Annotated in this window: 10 protein-coding genes; all 10 read right to left on the reverse strand. The window is 52.7% G+C overall.

Going from position 1 to position 20,395, the window contains the following annotated elements; all coding sequences use genetic code 11:
* Window positions 1-85: 85 nt before the first annotated feature.
* A complete protein-coding gene (locus NST37_RS19385) occupies window positions 86-1,018 on the reverse strand; it encodes an NAD(P)-dependent oxidoreductase (RefSeq protein WP_285843607.1) in 933 nt (310 codons plus the stop codon).
* Window positions 1,019-1,147: 129 nt separating this feature from the next.
* On the reverse strand, window positions 1,148-2,836 hold the full coding sequence (locus NST37_RS19390) for a sigma 54-interacting transcriptional regulator (RefSeq protein WP_327925988.1): 1,689 nt from the start codon (window positions 2,834-2,836) through the stop codon (window positions 1,148-1,150).
* 152 nt (window positions 2,837-2,988) lie between these two features.
* Complete coding sequence (locus tag NST37_RS19395; RefSeq protein WP_003389545.1) at window positions 2,989-4,221, reverse strand: M20 family metallopeptidase; 1,233 nt, start codon at window positions 4,219-4,221, stop codon at window positions 2,989-2,991.
* 158 nt (window positions 4,222-4,379) lie between these two features.
* Window positions 4,380-5,726 (reverse strand): MFS transporter, encoded by a 1,347-nt coding sequence (locus tag NST37_RS19400; protein ID WP_122958505.1) that lies wholly within the window; start codon window positions 5,724-5,726, stop codon window positions 4,380-4,382.
* A gap of 515 nt (window positions 5,727-6,241) precedes the next feature.
* Window positions 6,242-6,964: a thioesterase domain-containing protein gene (locus NST37_RS19405; RefSeq protein ID WP_003389547.1), complete on the reverse strand. Its 723-nt coding sequence runs from the start codon at window positions 6,962-6,964 to the stop codon at window positions 6,242-6,244.
* The gene (locus NST37_RS19410; RefSeq protein ID WP_171506434.1) at window positions 6,961-7,716 is read right to left on the reverse strand and encodes a hypothetical protein; all 756 of its coding nucleotides are present in this window, start codon (window positions 7,714-7,716) and stop codon (window positions 6,961-6,963) included. The genes NST37_RS19405 and NST37_RS19410 overlap by 4 nt, the downstream gene beginning before the upstream one ends.
* A complete protein-coding gene (locus tag NST37_RS19415; RefSeq protein ID WP_243013895.1) occupies window positions 7,691-8,743 on the reverse strand; it encodes a cysteine synthase family protein in 1,053 nt (350 codons plus the stop codon). The genes NST37_RS19410 and NST37_RS19415 overlap by 26 nt, the downstream gene beginning before the upstream one ends.
* Window positions 8,721-9,671: a kinase gene (locus NST37_RS19420; RefSeq protein ID WP_227277881.1), complete on the reverse strand. Its 951-nt coding sequence runs from the start codon at window positions 9,669-9,671 to the stop codon at window positions 8,721-8,723. The genes NST37_RS19415 and NST37_RS19420 overlap by 23 nt, the downstream gene beginning before the upstream one ends.
* A 9-nt stretch (window positions 9,672-9,680) precedes the next feature.
* Window positions 9,681-9,803: a hypothetical protein gene (locus NST37_RS19425; RefSeq protein ID WP_265575851.1), complete on the reverse strand. Its 123-nt coding sequence runs from the start codon at window positions 9,801-9,803 to the stop codon at window positions 9,681-9,683.
* A 46-nt stretch (window positions 9,804-9,849) separates the two neighbouring features.
* Window positions 9,850-20,379 (reverse strand): amino acid adenylation domain-containing protein, encoded by a 10,530-nt coding sequence (locus tag NST37_RS19430; protein WP_339185666.1) that lies wholly within the window; start codon window positions 20,377-20,379, stop codon window positions 9,850-9,852.
* Between the last annotated feature and the right edge of the window lie 16 nt (window positions 20,380-20,395).

The raw sequence follows: 20,395 nt of genomic DNA on the forward strand, positions 1-20,395 counted from the left end.
AAAAAGTGTCTTACAAAAAGAAAAAGAGCCCTTCGTCTGCACGACTCGGGCCCTCTTTCATTTGTCTATTTATTCACAGCGAGACTTACCCATTCTCACCAAAATGCTTGTCGTACCATTTGATCAGCGCCTGGGTGCCGTTGTCTTCCAAACCTTGTTCCGCGAGCTCTTGGTACAGCGAGAGGGACAGCTCCAAGCCGGGCGTCGCAAGCCCCATCTCTTTTGCCGCTTCCAGCGCAATCGAAATATCTTTGATGATATGCTTGATATAAAATCCGGGGGCAAAGTTGCCTGCGATCATGCGTGGAGCCAGATTGCTCAAAGACCAGCTTCCTGCCGCTCCCGCCTCGATGCTCTTCAATACGTTTACCGGATCGAGCCCTGCTTTTTTGGCATACGCGATGGCCTCGCAGACCCCGATCATATTGGAAGCGATCGCGATCTGGTTGGACATCTTCGTGTGCTGACCGGCTCCGGGGCCCCCTTGCAGGATGACGTTGGTTCCCATCAGTTTGAAAATCGGTTCCATCGCCGCAAACGCTTCCGAGTCACCGCCTACCATGATCGTGAGGCGGGCCTCTCTGGCCCCCACGTCTCCGCCGGATACAGGCGCATCCAGGGAATGCAGAGAGCGTTTTTTGGCTTCTTCATAGATTTTTTGCGCCAGAGACGGCTTGGAGGTGGTCATATCGATCAGGTAGCTGCCCGGCTTTGCATGGGCGACAATTCCTTTTTCTCCGAGATAGACTTCCTCTACGTCTTTGGGGTATCCTACCATCGTGATAATGACATCCGCTTCGGCAGCCAGCTCCGAAATCTGATCCTTCCATACGGCTCCCTGCGCCAACAGCTCCTCCGCTTTTTGCTTGGTGCGGTTGTACACGAGCACCTCATACCCTGCTTTCATGAGATGGGCGGCCATGCTTTTGCCCATCACCCCGATACCCACAAACCCGATCGTCTTTCCTGCCGTATGTGCTGTCATTTCGTTTCTCCTCTCTCTACTGCGGTGTTCCAAATTTTTAACTTCTCTTTACTTTCCGGAATTTCCTTCTATCCTTTTCTTCAGCCATCTTATGCTGGCTACGGAGCAGAAAAGCCGGTGCATTGAGTCCATGGCCCTCCATCTAAAGGTTCGATTTTCATTTCAAAGCTTCCATCTTCCGAGCTTCCGGCTGATGGTCGATTGATCGACTCCTAACGCCTCTGCCATTTTGGTCGTCGTGCCGTACTTCTCTTTCGCCATCCCCAGAAGCTGTCTTTCCAGAAGCTCTACAGCCGATTTCAACGGAAGAATATCTGTTACGCTTACCTTTGTCGCAGAAGGCTGGACGTAGTGAAGCATCTCCGGCAGATGATGCGCTTCGATCACATCCTGATCAGTGATGACGATCAGACGCTCCACGATGTTCTGAAGCTCCCGCACATTGCCTGGCCAACGGTATAGATGCAGGCAATCCAGCACTTCCTGCGAGAAGGTTTTCTCTTTTTTGTACTTCTTGGTAAAGCGGTCCCGAAAAAAGATGACAAGTGGAAGGATATCGTCGGTACGCTCCCGCAAAGGGGGAATATGGACCGGAACGACATTCAGGCGGTAGTACAAATCCTCGCGAAAGCGCCCCTGCCGCGTTTCTTCCTGCAAATTGCGATTGGTGGCGGCAATGATGCGGACGTCGATCTTGATCGGCTTGGTGCCGCCGATACGAACCAGCTCATGCTCCTGGAGCACGCGGAGCAGCTTTACCTGGAGCGAAAGGGGCAGCTCGCCGATCTCGTCGAGAAACAGCGTCCCCTCGTTGGCCAGTTCAAACAAGCCGGGCTTTCCTTCTTTTGTCGCTCCGGTAAACGCGCCCTTTTCATAGCCAAACAGCTCCGATTCCAGCAAATGCTCCGGGATCGCCGAACAGTTGAGCTTGATGTACGGCTTGTCCCGCCGCTGGCTGTTTTGATGAATATAAGAGGCGACCACTTCCTTGCCTACTCCCGATTCGCCCAGAATCAGCACGGTGGAGTCCACCTCGGCCATTTTTCCGGCAAGCGTTATTACCTGTTTCATCGCTTCGCTCTTGTAGATCAGTCCCGCTTCCTTTGCGGTCATTTCACTCAGCTTGCGCAATTCCTGCTTGTAGCCCTCAAGCAGCTCCCGGGCGTCCTCCAACTCGGCCTGCAGCCGCCTTTCCTCGGAGATGTCCCGGCAAAAGTTGACGACGCGGATGATGTTTCCCTGCTCGTCCTTGATCGGCGTACCGACGACCATCAGCCGGCCGCCAAGTCCTGTCGTCTGCACGACCTGCACCTTTTCCTTCCTCTCCAGCACCAATCGGGTAATAGACGGTCGAAATACGCCTGTCCGCTCCAGCTCATAAATGCTTTTCCCGACCAAATCTTCCGGTTTGTACCCGTAAATTCTTTCGGCAGATGGACTTACGCGCTGCGTGATTCCTTGACCGTCCGAGATGTAAAACATATCGTAGCTGGTGTTGAACACGGTTTCCAGCTCGAGTGAATAGTACGCCTGCCTTTCCTTATACACCTGATAAAAATGGCGATACAGGTCAATTGTTTTCATCCATCCCTGAATCGTGCCGGCTGAATCGACAAATACCCAGATCTCGTGCACGTTCCACTCGGCTTCACGCGCTTCAATCTCCTCGGCCTGAGACGATCCGACAGAAACGACCCGACCCGGATTCGTTTTCCAAACGGCTCCCGATACAGTAGCGCCATCTTCTGCGAGAATAAACAGCACATCTTCCTGCATGCCTCGGACAGCATCTCTCCATGCGGACTGCGGGCTTGCGGCAAAAGAGGTATTCCATGCTTGCTGCAGCGTCACGCTTCCCCTCCTTTCCGGGATCGAGAAACAGCGCAGGAATACAAAATACCTCCCCCAACGATCACTCTTCGGACCGTTGCGGGAGGAGGCACATCGCTTCTGTCCCACCATTATACAGAATAGAATAAATTTTTACAATTTTCATTCCTGCCTTATTGATCTTTGGAAATGCCCAGGTATGCGACCGCAAGTCCCATGTAAAAGCGGATCGCCTCCATGTATTTGTCTACCTCTATCCATTCGTCCGGCTGATGGGCCATCGTCGGTTCTCCGGGGCCGTAAATCAGGATCGGAATGTCCAGACGGGGTCCGTAGACAGATGCATCGGTGTAGTAATTGACGCCTCTGACAGTCGACTCCCGGCCCAAATACTGCTTGGCTGTATCCAATGAAAGCTTGATAAACGCATCCTCCGCAGCGGTTGTCACTGCCGGCAGATCGTTCACCGCACGGATGGCGAAACGGGCATTGGCCGGTTCGCATACCTGTTCCAAGAGCAAGTTGAGTCCATCGATGATCTCCGGATGGCTTTGTCCAGGAACGGTGCGGATATCCAGCATCATGGTGCACTGATCTGGCACGACATTTGTTTTTACGCCTCCCTGGATCACTCCGATATTCATCGTCGGTCCGCCCAGCAGCGGATGAGGCTGATAGCTGAAACGATAGCTGTTTAGCTTATGGATGAATCTCGCCATGGCCATGATCGCATTGACCCCCTGATCAGGCATGGAGCCGTGAGCTGTCTTGCCGTACGTCGCTACTTCCAGCCAAAGCGCTCCCTTGTGCGCGATGAACGGTTGATTGTTGCTCGGCTCGGAGATCACCATCGCTGTCGCATCATCGATCTGCCCCCGACTTGCAACTGCCTTTGCCCCGAGGCAGTCGACCTCTTCTCCCACTGTCCCCGCAAAGCGCAAGGTTCCTCCGAGCCGAATTCCGGCACGATGCAAATACTCCATCGCAAGCACCATGGCCGCGACGCCGCCCTTCATGTCCGTGCTGCCTCGTCCGTACAGTCTGTTTCCAACCCGCACTCCCCCGAACGGCTCATGCTCCCACTCGATACTCCCGGTCGGAACCGTATCGAGGTGACCGCTGAGGACGAGCACCTTTTTTGACAGGGATGCATCCGCTTTATTCAAGACAGCCAGCAGATTGGCCCGCTGCGGTTCAACTTCATCCAGCTCTGCCTGTATGCCGGCGGCTGTCAGCCTGCGCCTGATCGCTTCGGCTACAGCCGTTTCGTTCCCCGGCGGATTTACACTGTTGATCGCAATCAATTGCTGCAAGAAAGCGACGGCATCCGCTTCGTCGATCAAGGAAAATGCCTGTTCCAACCCGCTCCCGCTTACGGTGTTCTCTCTTTCATTCCCTCTTTCCATTGCTTCCCATCCTCTCCGGTCTTTTTCTCTCTGGGCCTTGCAAGCCGCTCCTGTCGCCTCAAACCGCTATTACTGCCAAATCTACTATTCCAGTTCATTTGTTTCTTCCATATGGCTTGTTCTGTAAAACTGCCTGCTTCCGCAAGCCGCCTGTACACTCAAACCGCCTGCTCCGCTTCTTTCCTCACTCCGGTCTCTGCCGCTTTCACCTTGGATTCTTTCAGGATCATAGCGCATACAGCAGCGACAGCGGCCGTCAGCGAAAAGAAGAGGAATACCCGGCTGAAATCCTGCGACCCGTCAGCCTGAACAACCACCAGATAGCCGGCGACAAGCGGCGAGACGAATGAGCCCATTTGTCCGATGCCGTTGGCAAGGCCGGTCGCTCCGCCGACCACCTCGGTCGGGTAGCGTTTTTGGATGTAGGCATAGATCGTGCCAAAGTTCAGGTTGACGAAAAAGCCAGCCAGCAGCAGCATCAGCAAAAGCAAGCCGGTCTGTCCCTTTTCTACGCTCCCCAGAAGGTACAGGACCGGAATGCAGCCGATGTAGGCGATCAGCGCGACAGGCTTCATCCGATGCATGACCTTGTCCATCAGCCAGCCCCCCAGCATCATCGCAAAAAAGGCGACGATATAAGGGGCCGAAGCAAAGAAGCCCATCTCTTTCAGATTCAGGCCATGCTGTTGAACAAGGAAGGTCGTGAGCCAGGTAGTCGTGCCCCAATAAACGGCGCATTGGCAAAACAACAAGACTGTGTAAACATAGAAATATCCATCCTGGAGAAAAATCCGGTTGCTTTTTTTATCCGCCTTTTTCTCAGCGGAAGCTTGCTCTTCCACGGAACTGGCTGAATTTGCATCCATGATATGGGCGTACTCCTCCTGGCTGAGTCTCCCCTTTTCCAGCATCTCCTTTGGCGTGTTGGTGATAAAGTACCACAAGGCCCATATGCCGATCAGACCGGGTATCGCAAGCAGATAAAAGACAGGGCGCCAGGAGCCGTCAAAAAAGTAGAACGAGATGCTTGTGATCAAAACCGGTACGATAGCGGGAGCGACAGCCCAGGAGGTGGCAAAAAAGGAGACGGAACGCCCGCGCTCCGCAATCGGAAACCAGTTGTTGATCGTCCGGCACGCCGGGGCAAAATGATGCCCTTCTCCAAGTCCAAGTCCGATCCGCAATGCCAGAAACTGACCAAAAGACTTCACGGCGCCAGTCAGTGCGGTCACAAGCGTGAAGACGATGATGGCGATATTCATGATTCTTTTCGGACCGAATTTGTCCGCCAAAAATCCTGCGGTCACCTGTGCCAGCGAATACGCAAAGAAAAAGACGGATGCGAGCTGCCCCAGCTCAACAGGTGTGAGATTCAAGTCCTTTTGAATGAAGGGCAAAAAGGTAAGTACCGCAAGCCGGTCAAAGTAGTTGATAATGTACAGCAGCCATAGCACGACCAAGACGATATGCCGGTATCCCCAGGCTTTTTTTACGATAGCGTTCATACACCTCTTCCTTTCAAAGTTATTTGATGAGGCATGCCGTACCCTGCAGCCGCTCTCATGAACGACCTCCCGCCCCCTTTCCCGATGACTTGTAAGCGCTATCAAAAATCATTTCATGCGAAGCTCATAACGCAAGGAGTGTGCCAACGATAGGCTCGGGGCAGCGTTTCGCCGGAAATGGATAAGAATATTCAGACTTCTGCTGTTTCAATATGACAAGGCGGTCTTGCTTTTTATGTAAAAACGCATAATCCGAACGCGTCACCTCTTTTCAAGCGACGAACAAAAATCGCATCACAACAGGATGCACTTGCGTTTATGCACATTTGCATATGAGTTTTGTATGTTTGCATAGCTTTTTCAAACTAGAAGCGGGCATAACTGTCCCGTCTCTTTGCACAACTATCCCGTCACTTTTTGTTTTCACACCTGATTGCATCACGGGCATAAAAAAAGCTGCCGAGACTCTCTCGACAGCCTGGGGCCACCAAATTGGCCCATTTTCCATTCGATTGTCAGTGCAGAGGAGATGTGGGGGCACCGAGATGCCGCACCATTTGCCGACATATTTCCTCCGCCTGGTCATGGATATAAAAATGATCTCCCTCAAACCAAGCAGCAGAATACTCCCTCGATGTAAATCGGCTCCATTCTTCGATTTGCCCCGCATCAATAAGCAGGTCCTGTTTTCCGTTGAAGATCATGAAAGGACAATCGAGAGGTGCATCCCATTTGAATTGGTAGGTCTCTACTAGCTTATAATCGGAGCGGATAATCGGCAAAAACAGTTCAAGCCATTCGCGGTTTTCCATTAATTCTGGCGGAGTCCCCCCCAATTTTAGGATCTCTTGCACCAGCTCTTGCTCAGACAAAACATGTCGTAAAAAATTGCTCTTCACATGCGGGGGATTTCTGCCGGATAAAAATAATGCAGCAGGCAAGGGGTGGTCTTGTTTCGCCAGCTCTCTGGCCAACTCCAGTGCGAGTAGATTTCCCATGCTGTGCCCGAAAATGGCGTATGAAGTGGATAATTCATGTGATGTGATATCTTCCAGTAAAACTGGGATCATATTCTGCACGGAATCAATAAGGGGCTCCTTATAGCGTTTTCCTCGGCCTGGCAGCTCCATGGGAATGAGTTCGACTTCCGCAGGCAGGTGTTTTTTCCAGCTCAAATATACAGATGCACTTCCCCCTGCGTAAGGAAGCATAAATAGTTTTCCCTTTCTCATCATCATCTCCAACTCGCTTCCACCTGTTCCTTCACGGTAACCACGATGTTGTCTACCGCTTCTTGTAAACGATACTCGGTCTGCGCATATGTACCGCCGGAAGCTATTACATACCCCAAGCGATGGTACGCATTTTGCGGTATATACACGCGATCTCCCGCTCTTGCGGAAATCGTCACATTCCGGATGCCTGGCATGCTGCGGACCTCCTTAACCCCTTCTACTTTTTGCAACGTACCTTCTTTGCCAGATAGCAGGAAACCGCTGCACAGCTTTACATCGTTTGAACCGCTGTCATCGGTAGGTTTTACTACACACGGCAGACCGATCGCCTTCACCGTTTCAGGGATTTCCTTGGCTGTACGAATAATCGCAAATCGCGGCTGAGCCACATTGGCTTTTGCCAATCGCAACCGGGTTTGCGCCTTGTTGCGACAAACAAGCATGGCTTCCGGCGGATTGCCGGGCAAACCGTACTCTTCTGCTAGCGTCGCAACCGTGACGAGGTAAAACTCGCTTATCGTCATAATCCCGGCTATCTGGTCTGCGGGAAGCTCTTTTTTAATCGTGGTTCGCAATGCGTCCAAGGAATTGGTGTCACATACGAGAACCCTGCATCCCGTTTCCGCCAGACCCGCATACCTCTCCGGCTTGCTTGTTAAAAAAACGGGGGAAAAGCCCCGCTCTTGCGCCTTTTTCAGAGCAATCATGCCCGTACCTGTCGTATTTGACTCAACGAAGAGCAGGAGCTTTTTCACGTCTGTTCCCCCTTTTGACCGCTGCGTACGACCAGGAGGTCACCACGCTCTCATACGATACCTTGGCCGGTTGAGAAAGCGGTACGGATGAGTTGATGTCCTTATCCCGACGATATTGTTCATCGTAAATGGTTTGAAAGTAACGGTCTCCCCGATCGGGGAATATCCCCACGATGTTTGTTTCCGGCGATACTTGGCTGCTCAGCCAGCGGGCCACCGCATATACGGAACCAGAGCTGTTTCCGGCAAAGACCTTTTCGTGTTTGGCCAGCTCCAGCGTCGCAGTGAAGGCCTGCTCGTCGCTGAGCCAGTGAACTTCGTCAACCAGTTCGTGATTAACATTGGGCGCCACCAGACTGTTGCCCAATCCGCTCTGCAGCCGCTTCGGATTATCCGGCTGACCGAAAATGACGCTGCCGACGGAATCGACGGCCACTACCCGCAGTTCCGGATTGTACTTGAGCAGCTCTTGGGCAGTTCCGCACAAGGAACCGCCGCTGCCAACGGAGGCGACGAGAATGTCCACTCTGCCAATGTCATCAAGCAATTCCTTCGCCAATGCCGCGTACGCCAGCGGATTGTTGGGATTTTCGTACTGGCGGGGCCAAAAGGCTCCCGGATATTGTTCCAACAGGTCATGCAGCCGTTCCAGGCGGGCACTTTGCCAACCCCGGCCGGTCATCTTTTCCACAACATGAATCTGGCATCCGAGCGATTCCAGTTTTCGAAGGGTGATCAAATCGATTCGCGGATCGGTCACGATATGAACGGGGTGTCCCAGATACGTTCCTACGAGAGCGACACCCAAGGCCATTGTTCCGGAGGAGCTTTCAATAATCGGAGCCCCGTCAGGCAGAATTCCGTCCCGTTTTGCCTCCAAAATAATCTTTTTTGCCACCCGGTCCTTCATCCCGAACAGGTTCATCATTTCCAGCTTTGCGTATACCGGGCCTATCGCATTTTCGTCCAGGCGAAGTTTCACTAACGGCGTTTGTCCGATAGCATCAATAATCGTTGAACGCAGCATGATTGTCCCATCCTTCCTTATAAGACCACGACTGATAAATCACCACTTCGCCGGCCACTTTCTCCAGAAGTGCGCCGGCCGCTGTCAATTGCTCCTGATAGCGGCTGCTCTCAGGTGACAGCAGAAGTCCGAGGCAGGTACCACTATGCGCTACACAAACGCCAAGCGCATCGATTTCTTCGCAGATGCTCAGCATGGCATCAAGCGTCCTCTTGGGCCGAAGTTTCTGGTTAAGAAGCGCACTTTCTGTCGATACTTTCCCCACGGAAGCCAGATCATTTTGCCGAATGGCGATGGTGATGGTATCCAGAAGGCTTTGATACTTCTGTCTTTCTGCTGCTGTAAACGGTTTTGGCAGCTTGTTAAACTCAACGGTATCCACTTCGCCCCCCTCGTCAATGCTGACGATGGTAAGCGGCGAAAGCTCACCGATTGACTCGCGAAGCTGTACCCTCCGGTGGTAAAAGGAAACCACTCCCGGATACATCACACCGTCGGTGGGTTCGATCTGCCGAATGAGCATTTCGAGGAGTGTCACAGGCAGATGGAGGGAATAGCAGTCGGTTATCGCTCTGGCCGTCGCCACCAGATCAGCAGAAGAGCTGGCCAATCCTTTGCCGACTGGAATGTTGCCGGAGATTTTTAATGTGGCTCCCTTTGGCAATGAAAAATGGTCCAGAATAATCTCTGCCAGTCTGCGTGATTTCTGCTTGTGTGACGGATAAACAGATACGGTGTCGCTTTCCGGCTCGGGAACAAACAATGCATGGGCATAACGATTGATCGGAAAGGTAACGAGAAAATCTGAATTGTCTTCCTCCAAAACGCCCTGCAATAACTCGCCGAACGTACCATATGAACTGCCTCTCCCTAACATCTTGGGTTCCAGTGAATGTTTGACTGGATTGCTTTGCGCGTAAAAACTCATATGGACGATTTACCCCCCCACCGAAATTAGCAAGGCTTCCACCTGTTTATAACTGGACTGTATTCGTAATTTTCGTTCCAACCATCCGATTCTTCCGGTGAGCGTCATTTCTTCTGAAAGATTTTGCTTCATCGTGCACTTACCTCCTCCCGACGAGGGAAAGAATGGACAACGGCGATCACCTGTTCATTGGCAGCCAGTTCCGATCATGGATTCTCCGCATTGTAGTTGCAATGGATTGGGCAATCTGTTCAACGCCGGGCGATTGCAGGATGGTGAAATGATTGCCGGGGAGTTCGTGAATCTCTATTTCACCGTTTGTCACCTCTTCCCACCCGTTCGACGGGCTGCTGTAAATACCGGTGACTCCCTCATCCCGGTCGCCTGATGTAAAGAGAATGATAGGCTGCCCGGAAGACTTCGGCACGTAGTGGCGGTAGGCCGTCCAGTTGGCTTGGAATACTCGGAAAAGTCTCGCGAACTCTTCAAATGATGTGCTTTGTCCCAGCAGTTCCTGTTCAATCAGGGTGTTCATCAACGTATGGATCGCCTGTTCTATCGGAATATCGCGCAACGATTGGAACCAGCCGGGGATCTCTTTTGCTGTTATGCCCAGCAAATCTTGGACAAACATTGCAAGCACGGTAACCTGATCATGTACAGCGTCTTTGCGGTATGCTTGGGCAAAGCTGTCCATCAAGATCAAGGCAGCGATTTGTTCTCCCGCCTCCCGCAGTTGATACGCCATCTCATACGCAACAATTCCACCAAATGACCAGCCTGCGAGAACGTACGGCCCGCTTTTTTGAACCGATCGAATCTGTTCCAGATAATGGATCGCCATCTCTTCCACACTGCTTAACGGCTCCTGATCATCTGCAAGGCCCCTGGACTGTAATCCGTAAAACGGCTGTTCACTGCCTAGCAAACCGGATAAACGCTGATAGCAGAAGACACCTCCGCCAATCGGATGGACGCAGAAGAAAGGCAGATGCGAACCGTTGGGCTGTATGGTAACAAGCGAAGAATGGCCTATTTCTGTTTTTGACTGGCTGATCATTTGCGCCAGGTGGGCGATCGTAGGATCTTTAAAAAGAACGGACAACGGGACGTTCTGATGGAACTCCTCCTTTATTCGCGCAAACAACCTGACCGCCAATAACGAATGGCCTCCCAGGCGGAAGAAGTTGTCGTACACGCCAATCGGGCTTACCGACAGCAGCTCTTCCCAGATCGTGACCAGTTTTGCTTCCACCGGATTTCGTGGAGCCATGTAGCTGCTCTCCAGCTCCGTCCCGCTTCTTTCCGGTAAAGGCAAGGCATTCCGATCAACTTTTCCGTTGCTCGTCAACGGCAATTCATCCAGCGTGACAAAATGGGAGGGAACCATGTACACAGGCAGTTTTTCCTGTAAATACGCCCGCAGTTCCACATGGGCAGATCGGGTGTCCGGGTTCATCACCACGTAGGCAACCAAGCTTTTCTCTCCGCTGCCGTCAGCCATCACGGCAATGACGTTGTCTTTTACAGCGGGATGCTGACTCAGCACCCCTTCAATTTCTCCGAGTTCTATCCGATATCCGCGCACTTTCACCTGGTGGTCCGTACGACCCAAATATTCCAGAGTGCCATCCGGCAGATAGCGAGCCAAGTCCCCTGTCTTGTAAAGACGCGAACCTTGTTCTGGGTAGAACGGGTCCTCGATGAATCGCTCAGCCGTCAACTCGGGGCGATTGAGGTACCCACGTGCCACGCCCGCTCCACCGATATAAATTTCTCCTGGAACGCCAATGGGTACGGGCTGCATGTTTGAATCCAACAAATACACGCGCATGTTGTCGATCGGACGACCGATCGGAACCGATTCGGTAGCCGCCATATTCTCCGGTATTTGATAAACGATACAACCTACTACGGTTTCTGTCGGACCGTATTCGTTAAACAGTGCGGTCCCCGGGGCATGCCTGCGCCACAAGGCAACTGTCTCTGCCAATAAGTTCTCTCCCCCGATGACGAGCGATCTGGTGCATGTTTTTACATGGTCAGGCGATAGCTGTTGATTGAGGAGCTGAATATGAGCCGGTGTGATTTTCACCAAACTGAAGTTTTCCGATTCCTTCAGGAGATTCCCTAATCCCTCAACTCCCTCCGTCTCGGGGAGCATCATCACGGTTCTTCCCGCGATCAGTGGCACAAACATGCTCGTGATGGTCAAATCGAAGGCAACGGACGAGTGAACAGGAGCACCCGTGCCCTCTTCTGCCGGATATGCCTTTTTGCACCAGTGCAAGTAATTGACCAGTCCCCGATGAATGATTAAGGCTCCCTTCGGCGTTCCCGTTGAACCCGAAGTATAAATCACATAGGCCAGATTTTCCGGCGTTGCGATGCAAACCGGGTTGCTGTCGCTCTCTTGCTGCACGATGTCCCAATCCGCATCCAGATTGATCACGGTTGTTTCTCCCGGCTCCAGAACGCTGCACAACCGCTCTTGTGTCAACAACAGCGACGGTTTCGCATCGCTCACGATAAACGAGATTCTCTCCTTCGGATACCCCGGATCAATCGGTACATAGGCGCCTCCCGCCTTGTGAATGCCAAGGATGGCCAAGACCAGCTCCGCGGAGCGTTCCAGGCAGATCCCAACGAGCTGCTCCGGTCCAACACCGTTTTTTTGCAAATAGCGGGCTAGCATATTGGCCCGCCGATTCAATTCCCTGTACGTCCACCGCACATCTCCGCAGACGACTGCTACCTCGTCGGGCGTCTTTTCCACCTGTTCTTCAAACAGCTGGTGAAAACACATGTCTTCCGGATACTCCGCCTTTGTATCGTTCCACTCAACCAACAGCTGATGACGCTCTGTCGCGGTCAAAAGCGGCAATTTGGAAATCTGGCAGCCAGGTTCCATAGCAATACCTTCCAACAGTGTTTGGTAGTGGCCGATCATGCGTTGAATCGTGCTTGCGTCAAAGAGATCGGTATTGTATTCGAAGCTGCCGGTCAATCCCTGATCCGTCTGTTCCATGAACAAGGTGATGTCAAACTTGCTGACCCGCGTCTCCGCCTGAACAGGAACAAACGCAAGGTTTGGCAGGACGACATCCGTCTTCGGCGTGTTCTGCAGCACAAACATCACCTGGAACAGAGGCGAGTGGCTCAAAGTACGCTCCGGTTGGAGCTCCTCCACCAGTTTCTCAAACGGCAATTCTTGATTGGCGTAGGCATCGATGGACGTTTGTTTGACTTGGGCCAGCAACTGTGTGAAGGACAATTCATGGGACAAATCCGATCGCAATACAAGCGTATTGGCAAAAAATCCGATAACACTCTCGCAATCGCGATTCATCCTGTTGGCAATTGGCGTCCCTACCAGGATGTCATGCTGGCCCGAGTAACGATAGAGCAGCGTCTTGAATGCCGCCAACAGTGTCATGAACAGAGTCGCACCTTCCCGTTGGCTGATCGCACTGAGTGTATCCGTGAACTCTTTTGACAATGTAAATGATTCAGATGCCCCCTGGAACGTCTGCACCGCCGGCCGCGGCCGATCTGTCGGGAGCTGCAGGACCGGAAGATGCCCGCCCAGCTTGCCTTTCCAGTAGTGGAGCTGCCGTTTGCGTTCTTCGCTTTGCAGCCAATCCCGCTGCCATTCGGAATAATCGGCGTATTGCATCGTCATCTCGGGAAGAGCATGTTTTTTGCGCGTTACGCAAGATTCGTACAGTGCACCGAATTCACGGAAAAGGATGTCGATGGACCAGCCGTCGGAAATGATATGGTGCAAGGCAAACAACAGCACGTATTCCCGATCCTCTAGCTGGAGCAGTCGAAACCGTGCCAGCGGCCCGGCAGCCAGGTCAAATGGACGTTCCGCTTCCTCACTGGCCAGCCGCTCCACTTCCCTATTTCGCAACTCCTCCGGAAGGTTTCGCAAATCGGAAAATGGTACAGAAATATTCATCGTGGGATGAATCTTCTGCATCGGGTGACCATCTGCCTCGACAAATGTCGTCCGCAGCGCTTCATGACGTTGAACAATTTCCCCAAAGGCCCGTTGCAATGCAAAAATGTCAAGCTGCCCACTCAGCCGAATCGCCCCTGGAATGTGATAAACGCCGGTTCCCGGTTCCATCTGTTCAAAAAACCATACCCTCTCCTGGGTAAAGGAAAGCGGGGCCAGTTCCCTTGCGGGTGAGTGCAGCGGCCTCAGTGGAATCCGTCGATCTGAACGATCACGGTTATCGACAAGGGCAGCGAGATGTTCGATGATGGGTTGTTCAAAAAACGTTCGCAGAGAGACCTCAACCCCAAAATGGGAGGATATCCGCGAAATGACTTGCGTCGCCAAAAGGGAGTGGCCGCCGATTTCAAAGAAATTGTCATGAACCCCTATTCGTTGGACGCCCAGCACTTCCGACCAAATCTCCGCCAGGGACTGTTCGGCAGGTGTACGCGGACCAACCCATTCCCGATCCCGTGCGAATTGTGATTCATCAGGGGCCGGCAGTGATTTTCTGTCCACTTTGCCGTTTGACGTTAGCGGAAAAGCGTCCAGTAGAACAAACAAGGAAGGAATCATATGTTCAGGCACTCTGCTCTGGAGATAGGCACGCAGTTCGCCAACGCCCGGCTTTGGTTCTTGCGGAATAGCCAAATAAGCCACCAGTCGCTTATCGGCATTCTCTCCCTGCCATACCTGGACGACACTCTCCTGCACAGCGGGGTGTTGATCCAAGACAGCTTCTATTTCTCCCAATTCAATTCGGAACCCCCGAATTTTCACTTGCTGGTCTGCCCGCCCGAGAAATTCGATGTTTCCGTCCGGGCGATAGCAAGCAAGATCGCCCGTTTTGTATAAACGGGTATCCATATTTGCATCGAACGAATGGGAAACAAATCGCTCTGAGGTAAGCTCCGGTTGATTGAGGTACCCTTTGGCCAAGCCGTCTCCGCCGATGTAGAGCTCGCCTGTTACTCCCACCGGAACCGGCTGAAGATACGAATCCAAAATGTATACGCGCGTATTGGCGATCGGCCTTCCAATCGAAACCGATCCTTGAACCAAACTCCCGTCTGTCACTGGATAGCAGCAGGTAAACGTCGTGTTTTCCGTAGGTCCATATCCATTGATCAGCTTAATGCCGGGCAGGTGTTCCAGTACCTTTTTCACGTGAGAGACGGACAAGACGTCTCCTCCGGCCAACAGTTGTTTTACATGGATGAGATCATCCAGACGCTGGTCAACCATCTGGTGAAACAGCCCCGCCGTCAGCCATAAGGTCGTAACCCGATGCTCCCGCAGCGTTTTTCCCAATTCCTCCAGAGACGCTTTGCTGCCTGGGTACAGGACCAGGCGGGCGCCGTTCAAGAGACTGCCCCAGATTTCAAACGTGGACGCATCAAATGAAACGGGAGAAAATTGCAGAAAGACTTCTTCCGGCGAAAAAGAGGCATAGCCGTTCCCCTTCACCAAGCGAATGACTCCGCGATGAGGGATGCAAACTCCTTTCGGTTTGCCCGTAGAGCCCGACGTATACATGACGTAGGCTAGATCGTCAGCAGTTGTGCCGGTATCGATGTCTTCCTCTCTTTCGCTGGCAATCTGCTGCCTGTCTCGATCAAGGTCAATCACGCGAAGATGCTGCCAAGGCAGAACATCCTCCCTTTTCCCACCCGTGATCAAAACGGATGCGCGTGCGTCCTCCAGCATGTAGGCCAGACGTTCTTTCGGATAAGTAGGGTCTAGCGGCAAGAAAGCTGCTCCCGCTTTGAGAATAGCCAAAAATGCGACGATCAGATCTGTGGAACGATCCATGCAGACCGCGACCAACTCTCCCCTTCTGACACCCAGCTTCACGAGGTGGCGGGCGAGTTGATTGGCACGGCGGTTTGTCTCATCATAAGTTACTTGTTCTGTTTGACAGACAAGTGCGATTGCGTCAGGAGCCTTGGCAACCTGCTCGGCAAATACCTGCTGGATCGAACTAAGAGATGGATAGTCCGTCTGTGTCTGATTCCACTCCATTAACAATTGGTGGCGTTCCTTGTCTGTAAGCAGCGGCAGCTCGTGAAGCTTGTAGTCCGGATTTTGGACAATAGACCCGAGCAGCGTTTCAAAATGTCCAATCAAGCGAGCAATTGTATCTGGGTTGAACAGGTCAGTGTTGTATTCGAGATAGCCGATCAGTTCATCACCTGATTCCCGCATGGAGAGGGTCAGGTCAAATTTTGCAGTTCCGCTTTCAGCATCTAGTTGCTCCATTGTCAGTCCCGGCAATGCCAAGTCTGATGCAAGCGTATTTTGCAATACGAACAGCACCTGAAACAGCGGGGAGGCACTCCTGTTTCGTTGCGGTACGAGCTCCGCTACCAACCGCTCGAACGGGAGGTCCTGGTGGGCGAAAGCACCGACGGCTGCCTCACGCACCTGGTCCAGGTATTCACGGAACGACATCACACTGTTCGGCTGACTGCGAATCACCAGTGTATTGACAAAAAAACCAATCATCCCTTCCAACTCGCTCCGATTCCGGTTTGCGATCGGAGAACCCACTGCAATGTCTTCCTGCCCGCTGTAGCGGTGCAGCAACGTTTTAAAACCGGCAAGAAGGGTCATGTACAAGGTCGCTCCGGACTGGACAGACAGTGTCTTGAGTGCATCGGTCAGTTGTTTTCCCAAAACGAAGCGCTGGGCGTCTCCGTTAAATGTTTGCGATGCCGGGCGAGGCCGGTCGGTCGGAAGCTGCAGGACGGGAGGCTCCTGTTGGAAGACTCCTTTCCAATAGGCAAGTTGTTTTTCCAATTCTTCTCCCTGCAGATACTGCCGCTGCCAATAGGCAAAATCGGCGTAGTGCAGATCGAGGTCTGGCAGCGGTGAAGAGGCCTGATTGCAAAACGCGTCATAGAGTACCGCCATTTCACGAATGAATACACCGAGCGACCACCCGTCGGAAATGATGTGATGCATGGTGATCAGCAGAACGTGCTCGGTCTCCCCCAGCTTTGCAAGAGTGGTACGAAGCAGTGGCCCCTGCGTGATGTCAAATGGCAGCGCCGCTTCTGTTTTGATCAGCTCACGCAAGGCACTCTCCCGACGGTCGGCCGGAAGCTGTTGCAAGTCGACTGTCACCAATGGAATTTTCATTTCCCGGAGGACGGTTTGAATCGGTCTGCCATTTGATGCCGAAAAAACGGTACGAAGTGATTCATGTCTGCGCACGATTTCTGCAAAGCTGCGCTCCAATGCATGAACATCGAGCACACCAACCAAGCGAATTGCTCCCGGAATGTTGTACGTGGCCGTCCCCGGCTCAAACTGCTCAAAAAACCATAGCCTCTCCTGGGCAAACGAAAGCGGCATTTCCTGTTCACGCGGCGCCGGCTGGATCGGGGGTGCATCATTTTCCTGCCGTTTTTGCCGGGCGTGGGCAATGGACTCAGCCAAGGCGCGGACGGTAGGAGCTTCAAACAATGTCTTCAGCGGAATTTCCATCCGGAATGCATGGTTTAGTCTTGAGATCACTTGTGTGGCGAGCAGCGAGTGACCGCCCAATTCAAAAAAGTTATCGCCAAGACCGATCGGCTCTGTACGCAGCACTTCGCTCCAGATCTTGGCCACGCATGCTTCTTCCGGTGTCGAAGGGGGTACGTACTCTCGCTCCATGCTCCTATTTGCGTAATCAGGAACAGGCAGTGCACGCCGGTCGATCTTTCCGTTTGGCGACAGTGGAAGAGCCTCCAACTGCACATAAGTGCCGGGAATCATGTATTCCGGCAGCCGCTTTTGCAGAAATCCGCGAAGTTCCTTGGTGGAATAGGAAGCACCTGCTTCGGTCACGACATAAGCGACCAGACGCCTGTCGCCTGGAACATCCTCTCGTACAACCACGGCTGTCTCCCTGATCTGCGGATGCTGTCCAAGCGTTGCTTCAATTTCTCCCAGCTCAATTCGGAAGCCGCGCACCTTTACCTGGTGATCGATCCGGCCGATATACTCAATCGTCCCATCCGGCAAAAAGCGGGCTACATCGCCTGTGCGATACAAGCGCTCCGTCTGATCGGTAGAAAACGGGTGTGGAACAAATTTTTCAAGGGTTAGATCGGGTCTGTTCAAATAGCCACGGGCGAGTGCCGTGCCACCGATATACAGCTCTCCCTGCACGCCAATCGGCACAGGCTGCAGATGCTGGTCGAGCAGGTAAATTTGTACGTTGTCAATCGGCCGTCCAATTGGCGGCAGGACAGGCCACTCCTCCGGTTCTCCCTGCAAGGTGTAGCTGGTTACCACATGGCTTTCCGATGGTCCGTAGTGGTTGTACAAACGGCACCCTTTCATTTTTCCAAGCCAGCCGCTAATATGCCGGGTGATTTGCAATTGCTCGCCAGCGGTGATGATTTCGCGGAGCCGCTCAGGTACCGTCTCTCGGACATTGGCCGACTCTGCCAGTTGTTGCAGTGCGACAAAGGGAAGAAACAGCCGCTCCACTTTCTGCCCGGATAAAAACTTCAACAGCTTTACCGGATCCTGCCGCACTTCTTCCGACATCAGAAGGGTGCCGCCCGAGCATAACGTTGAGAAGATTTCCTGAAAAGAGACGTCAAAACTGAGGGGAGCAAACTGCAGCGTTCTGGCCGGCTTCGGGTCTTGGAACGATTTCATCTGCCACAACAACAGGTTGACGAGCGGTTTATGTGCCATCATCACACCTTTTGGCTTGCCGGTCGAACCCGATGTGTAAATCACATAAGCCAGGTTTTCAGGCTTCACCAAGCAGTGCGGATTGGAATCACTCTGTTGTGCGATTGCTGCCCAGTCCGTATCGATGAGAACGCATTGGCCGTCATAGGCCGGCAGCTCATGCGCAATTCTGTGTTGCGAGATGAGGATAGACACCCGGCTGTCTTCCAGCATGTAGGCAATTCGGTCAGCGGGATAGGCAGGGTCGATCGGGACATAGGCTCCCCCGGCCTTCAGCACCGCAAGCACGGCCACAACCGTATCGACTGAGCGATTCAAGCATATCCCTACGAGTGAATCCGGCCGAACACCCGACTTTTGCAGGTAATGGGCCAGTTGATTGGCACGCTGGTTCACCTCGTCGTAGGTGAGCTGTCTCGTTTCGTCCTCCACGGCAATCGCATCTGGCGTTTTCACCGCCTGCCGCTCAACCATTTCATGGGTGCACCCCGGATCTTGTAGCTCTCGGTTCTCTGTCCGATTCCACTCCTCCAGCACTGTTCGCCGCTCTGAATCCGGCAGGATGCCCAACTGGGATAACGTTTGCTCCGGGTTGCTTGCGATACTTATCAGCAGTGTTTCAAAATGACGGATCATTCGCTCAATGGTCTTCTTTTCAAACAAGTCGACATTGTATTCAACTGATCCGTTCAATCCGTTTGCTGTTTCTGTAAAGGAAAAAGTCAAATCGAACTTCGTCGTTCCGCTATCCAGAATGAAGTGTTCCACGTCAAGCTCGGGCAGCTTCATCTCGGACATCGGCGCGTTTTGCAAGATGAACATCACTTGAAACAAGGGAGAATGACTCAAAAGGCGGCTGGGTAAAATGTCCGCTACCAGCTTCTCAAACGGCACGTCCTGATGGGCATACGCTTCCAGAGCGACGTCGCGTATCTGGGCAAGGTATTCGCGAAAGGTTGCTGTTCCGGACGGTTGACTCCGCATGACAAGCGTGTTTACAAAAAAGCCGATCAATCCTTCGATGTCACTCCTGTTTCGATTGGCGATCGGAGTGCCGACCAGGATGTCGTCCTGTTGCGTATAGCGGAATAACAAAGTCTTAAACGCCGCGAGCAATGTCATAAACAACGTCGTCCCCGACTGCGCGCTTATATCCCGGAGAGAGTGGGCAAGCTCGTGCGACAGGGAAAAGCGTTCAACAGCACCTCGAAACGTCTGTATGGTCGGGCGTGGTCTGTCTGTCGGAAGTTGCAAAACGGGCAAGCTTCCCGACAGTTTTTGTTTCCAGAAATCCAGTTGTCTTTGAAATTCCTGCCTGTTTGCCCACTCCCGTTGCCAATGGGCGAAGTCGGCATATTGAATCGGCAAAGGTGTTAAAGGTGAAGCCTGCTCATGATAAAAGGCAGTGTAGAGCTGCATCATCTCATGAACGAGAACACCCAGAGACCACCCGTCTGCAGCGATATGATGAATGGTAACAAGCAGAATGTGCTCCGTCTCATGAAGGCGCAGAAGGGTCGTTCGCAGCATGGAATCTTCCGTCAGGTGAAAGCACTTTTGCGCTTCCTCCCGAGCCAGCCGCTGTACTTCTGCTTCTTTTTCCTGTTCGGACAAGGCTCCAAGGGATTTCACCGGTATCTTCACCGGAACAGGCGGATTGATCACCTGTATCGGCTCTCCATCCACAACGGAATAAGTCGTCCGCAATACCTCATGACGATCAAGAATCTCCTGAAAGCATCGCTCCAGAATCGGTATCCAAAGGTTGCCTGTCAGACGGATCGCGTAGCAAAGATTATAGACTGGACTTTCCGGTTCATATTGATCCAGAAACCACAGCCGCTGCTGGGCAAATGATAGCGGAATGGCGTTTTCCTGCGGGCGAACAGGAATTCGTTCGCCCGCAGAATTTTCACGTTGTTTGCTTTCCAACATTTTTTCGAGTAGAGCTCGTTTAGCTGGGGATAGTTCAGCCAAGCGATCATTGCCTTTTGATTCCAAACGCATCCTGGCACCTCCGGCA

The organism is Brevibacillus sp. FSL K6-6036 (assembly GCF_037964015.1).
Classification (GTDB): domain Bacteria; phylum Bacillota; class Bacilli; order Brevibacillales; family Brevibacillaceae; genus Brevibacillus; species Brevibacillus borstelensis.

Coding starts and splice junctions, on each gene's coding strand:
- NST37_RS19395 (WP_003389545.1), bottom strand. CDS start 4,221: ATGGAAAGAGGGAATGAAAGAGAGAACACCGTAAGCGGGAGCGGGTTG.
- NST37_RS19400 (WP_122958505.1), bottom strand. CDS start 5,726: ATGAACGCTATCGTAAAAAAAGCCTGGGGATACCGGCATATCGTCTTG.
- NST37_RS19405 (WP_003389547.1), bottom strand. CDS start 6,964: ATGATGATGAGAAAGGGAAAACTATTTATGCTTCCTTACGCAGGGGGA.
- NST37_RS19415 (WP_243013895.1), bottom strand. CDS start 8,743: ATGCTGCGTTCAACGATTATTGATGCTATCGGACAAACGCCGTTAGTG.
- NST37_RS19420 (WP_227277881.1), bottom strand. CDS start 9,671: ATGAGTTTTTACGCGCAAAGCAATCCAGTCAAACATTCACTGGAACCC.
- NST37_RS19425 (WP_265575851.1), bottom strand. CDS start 9,803: ATGAAGCAAAATCTTTCAGAAGAAATGACGCTCACCGGAAGAATCGGA.
- NST37_RS19430 (WP_339185666.1), bottom strand. CDS start 20,379: ATGCGTTTGGAATCAAAAGGCAATGATCGCTTGGCTGAACTATCCCCA.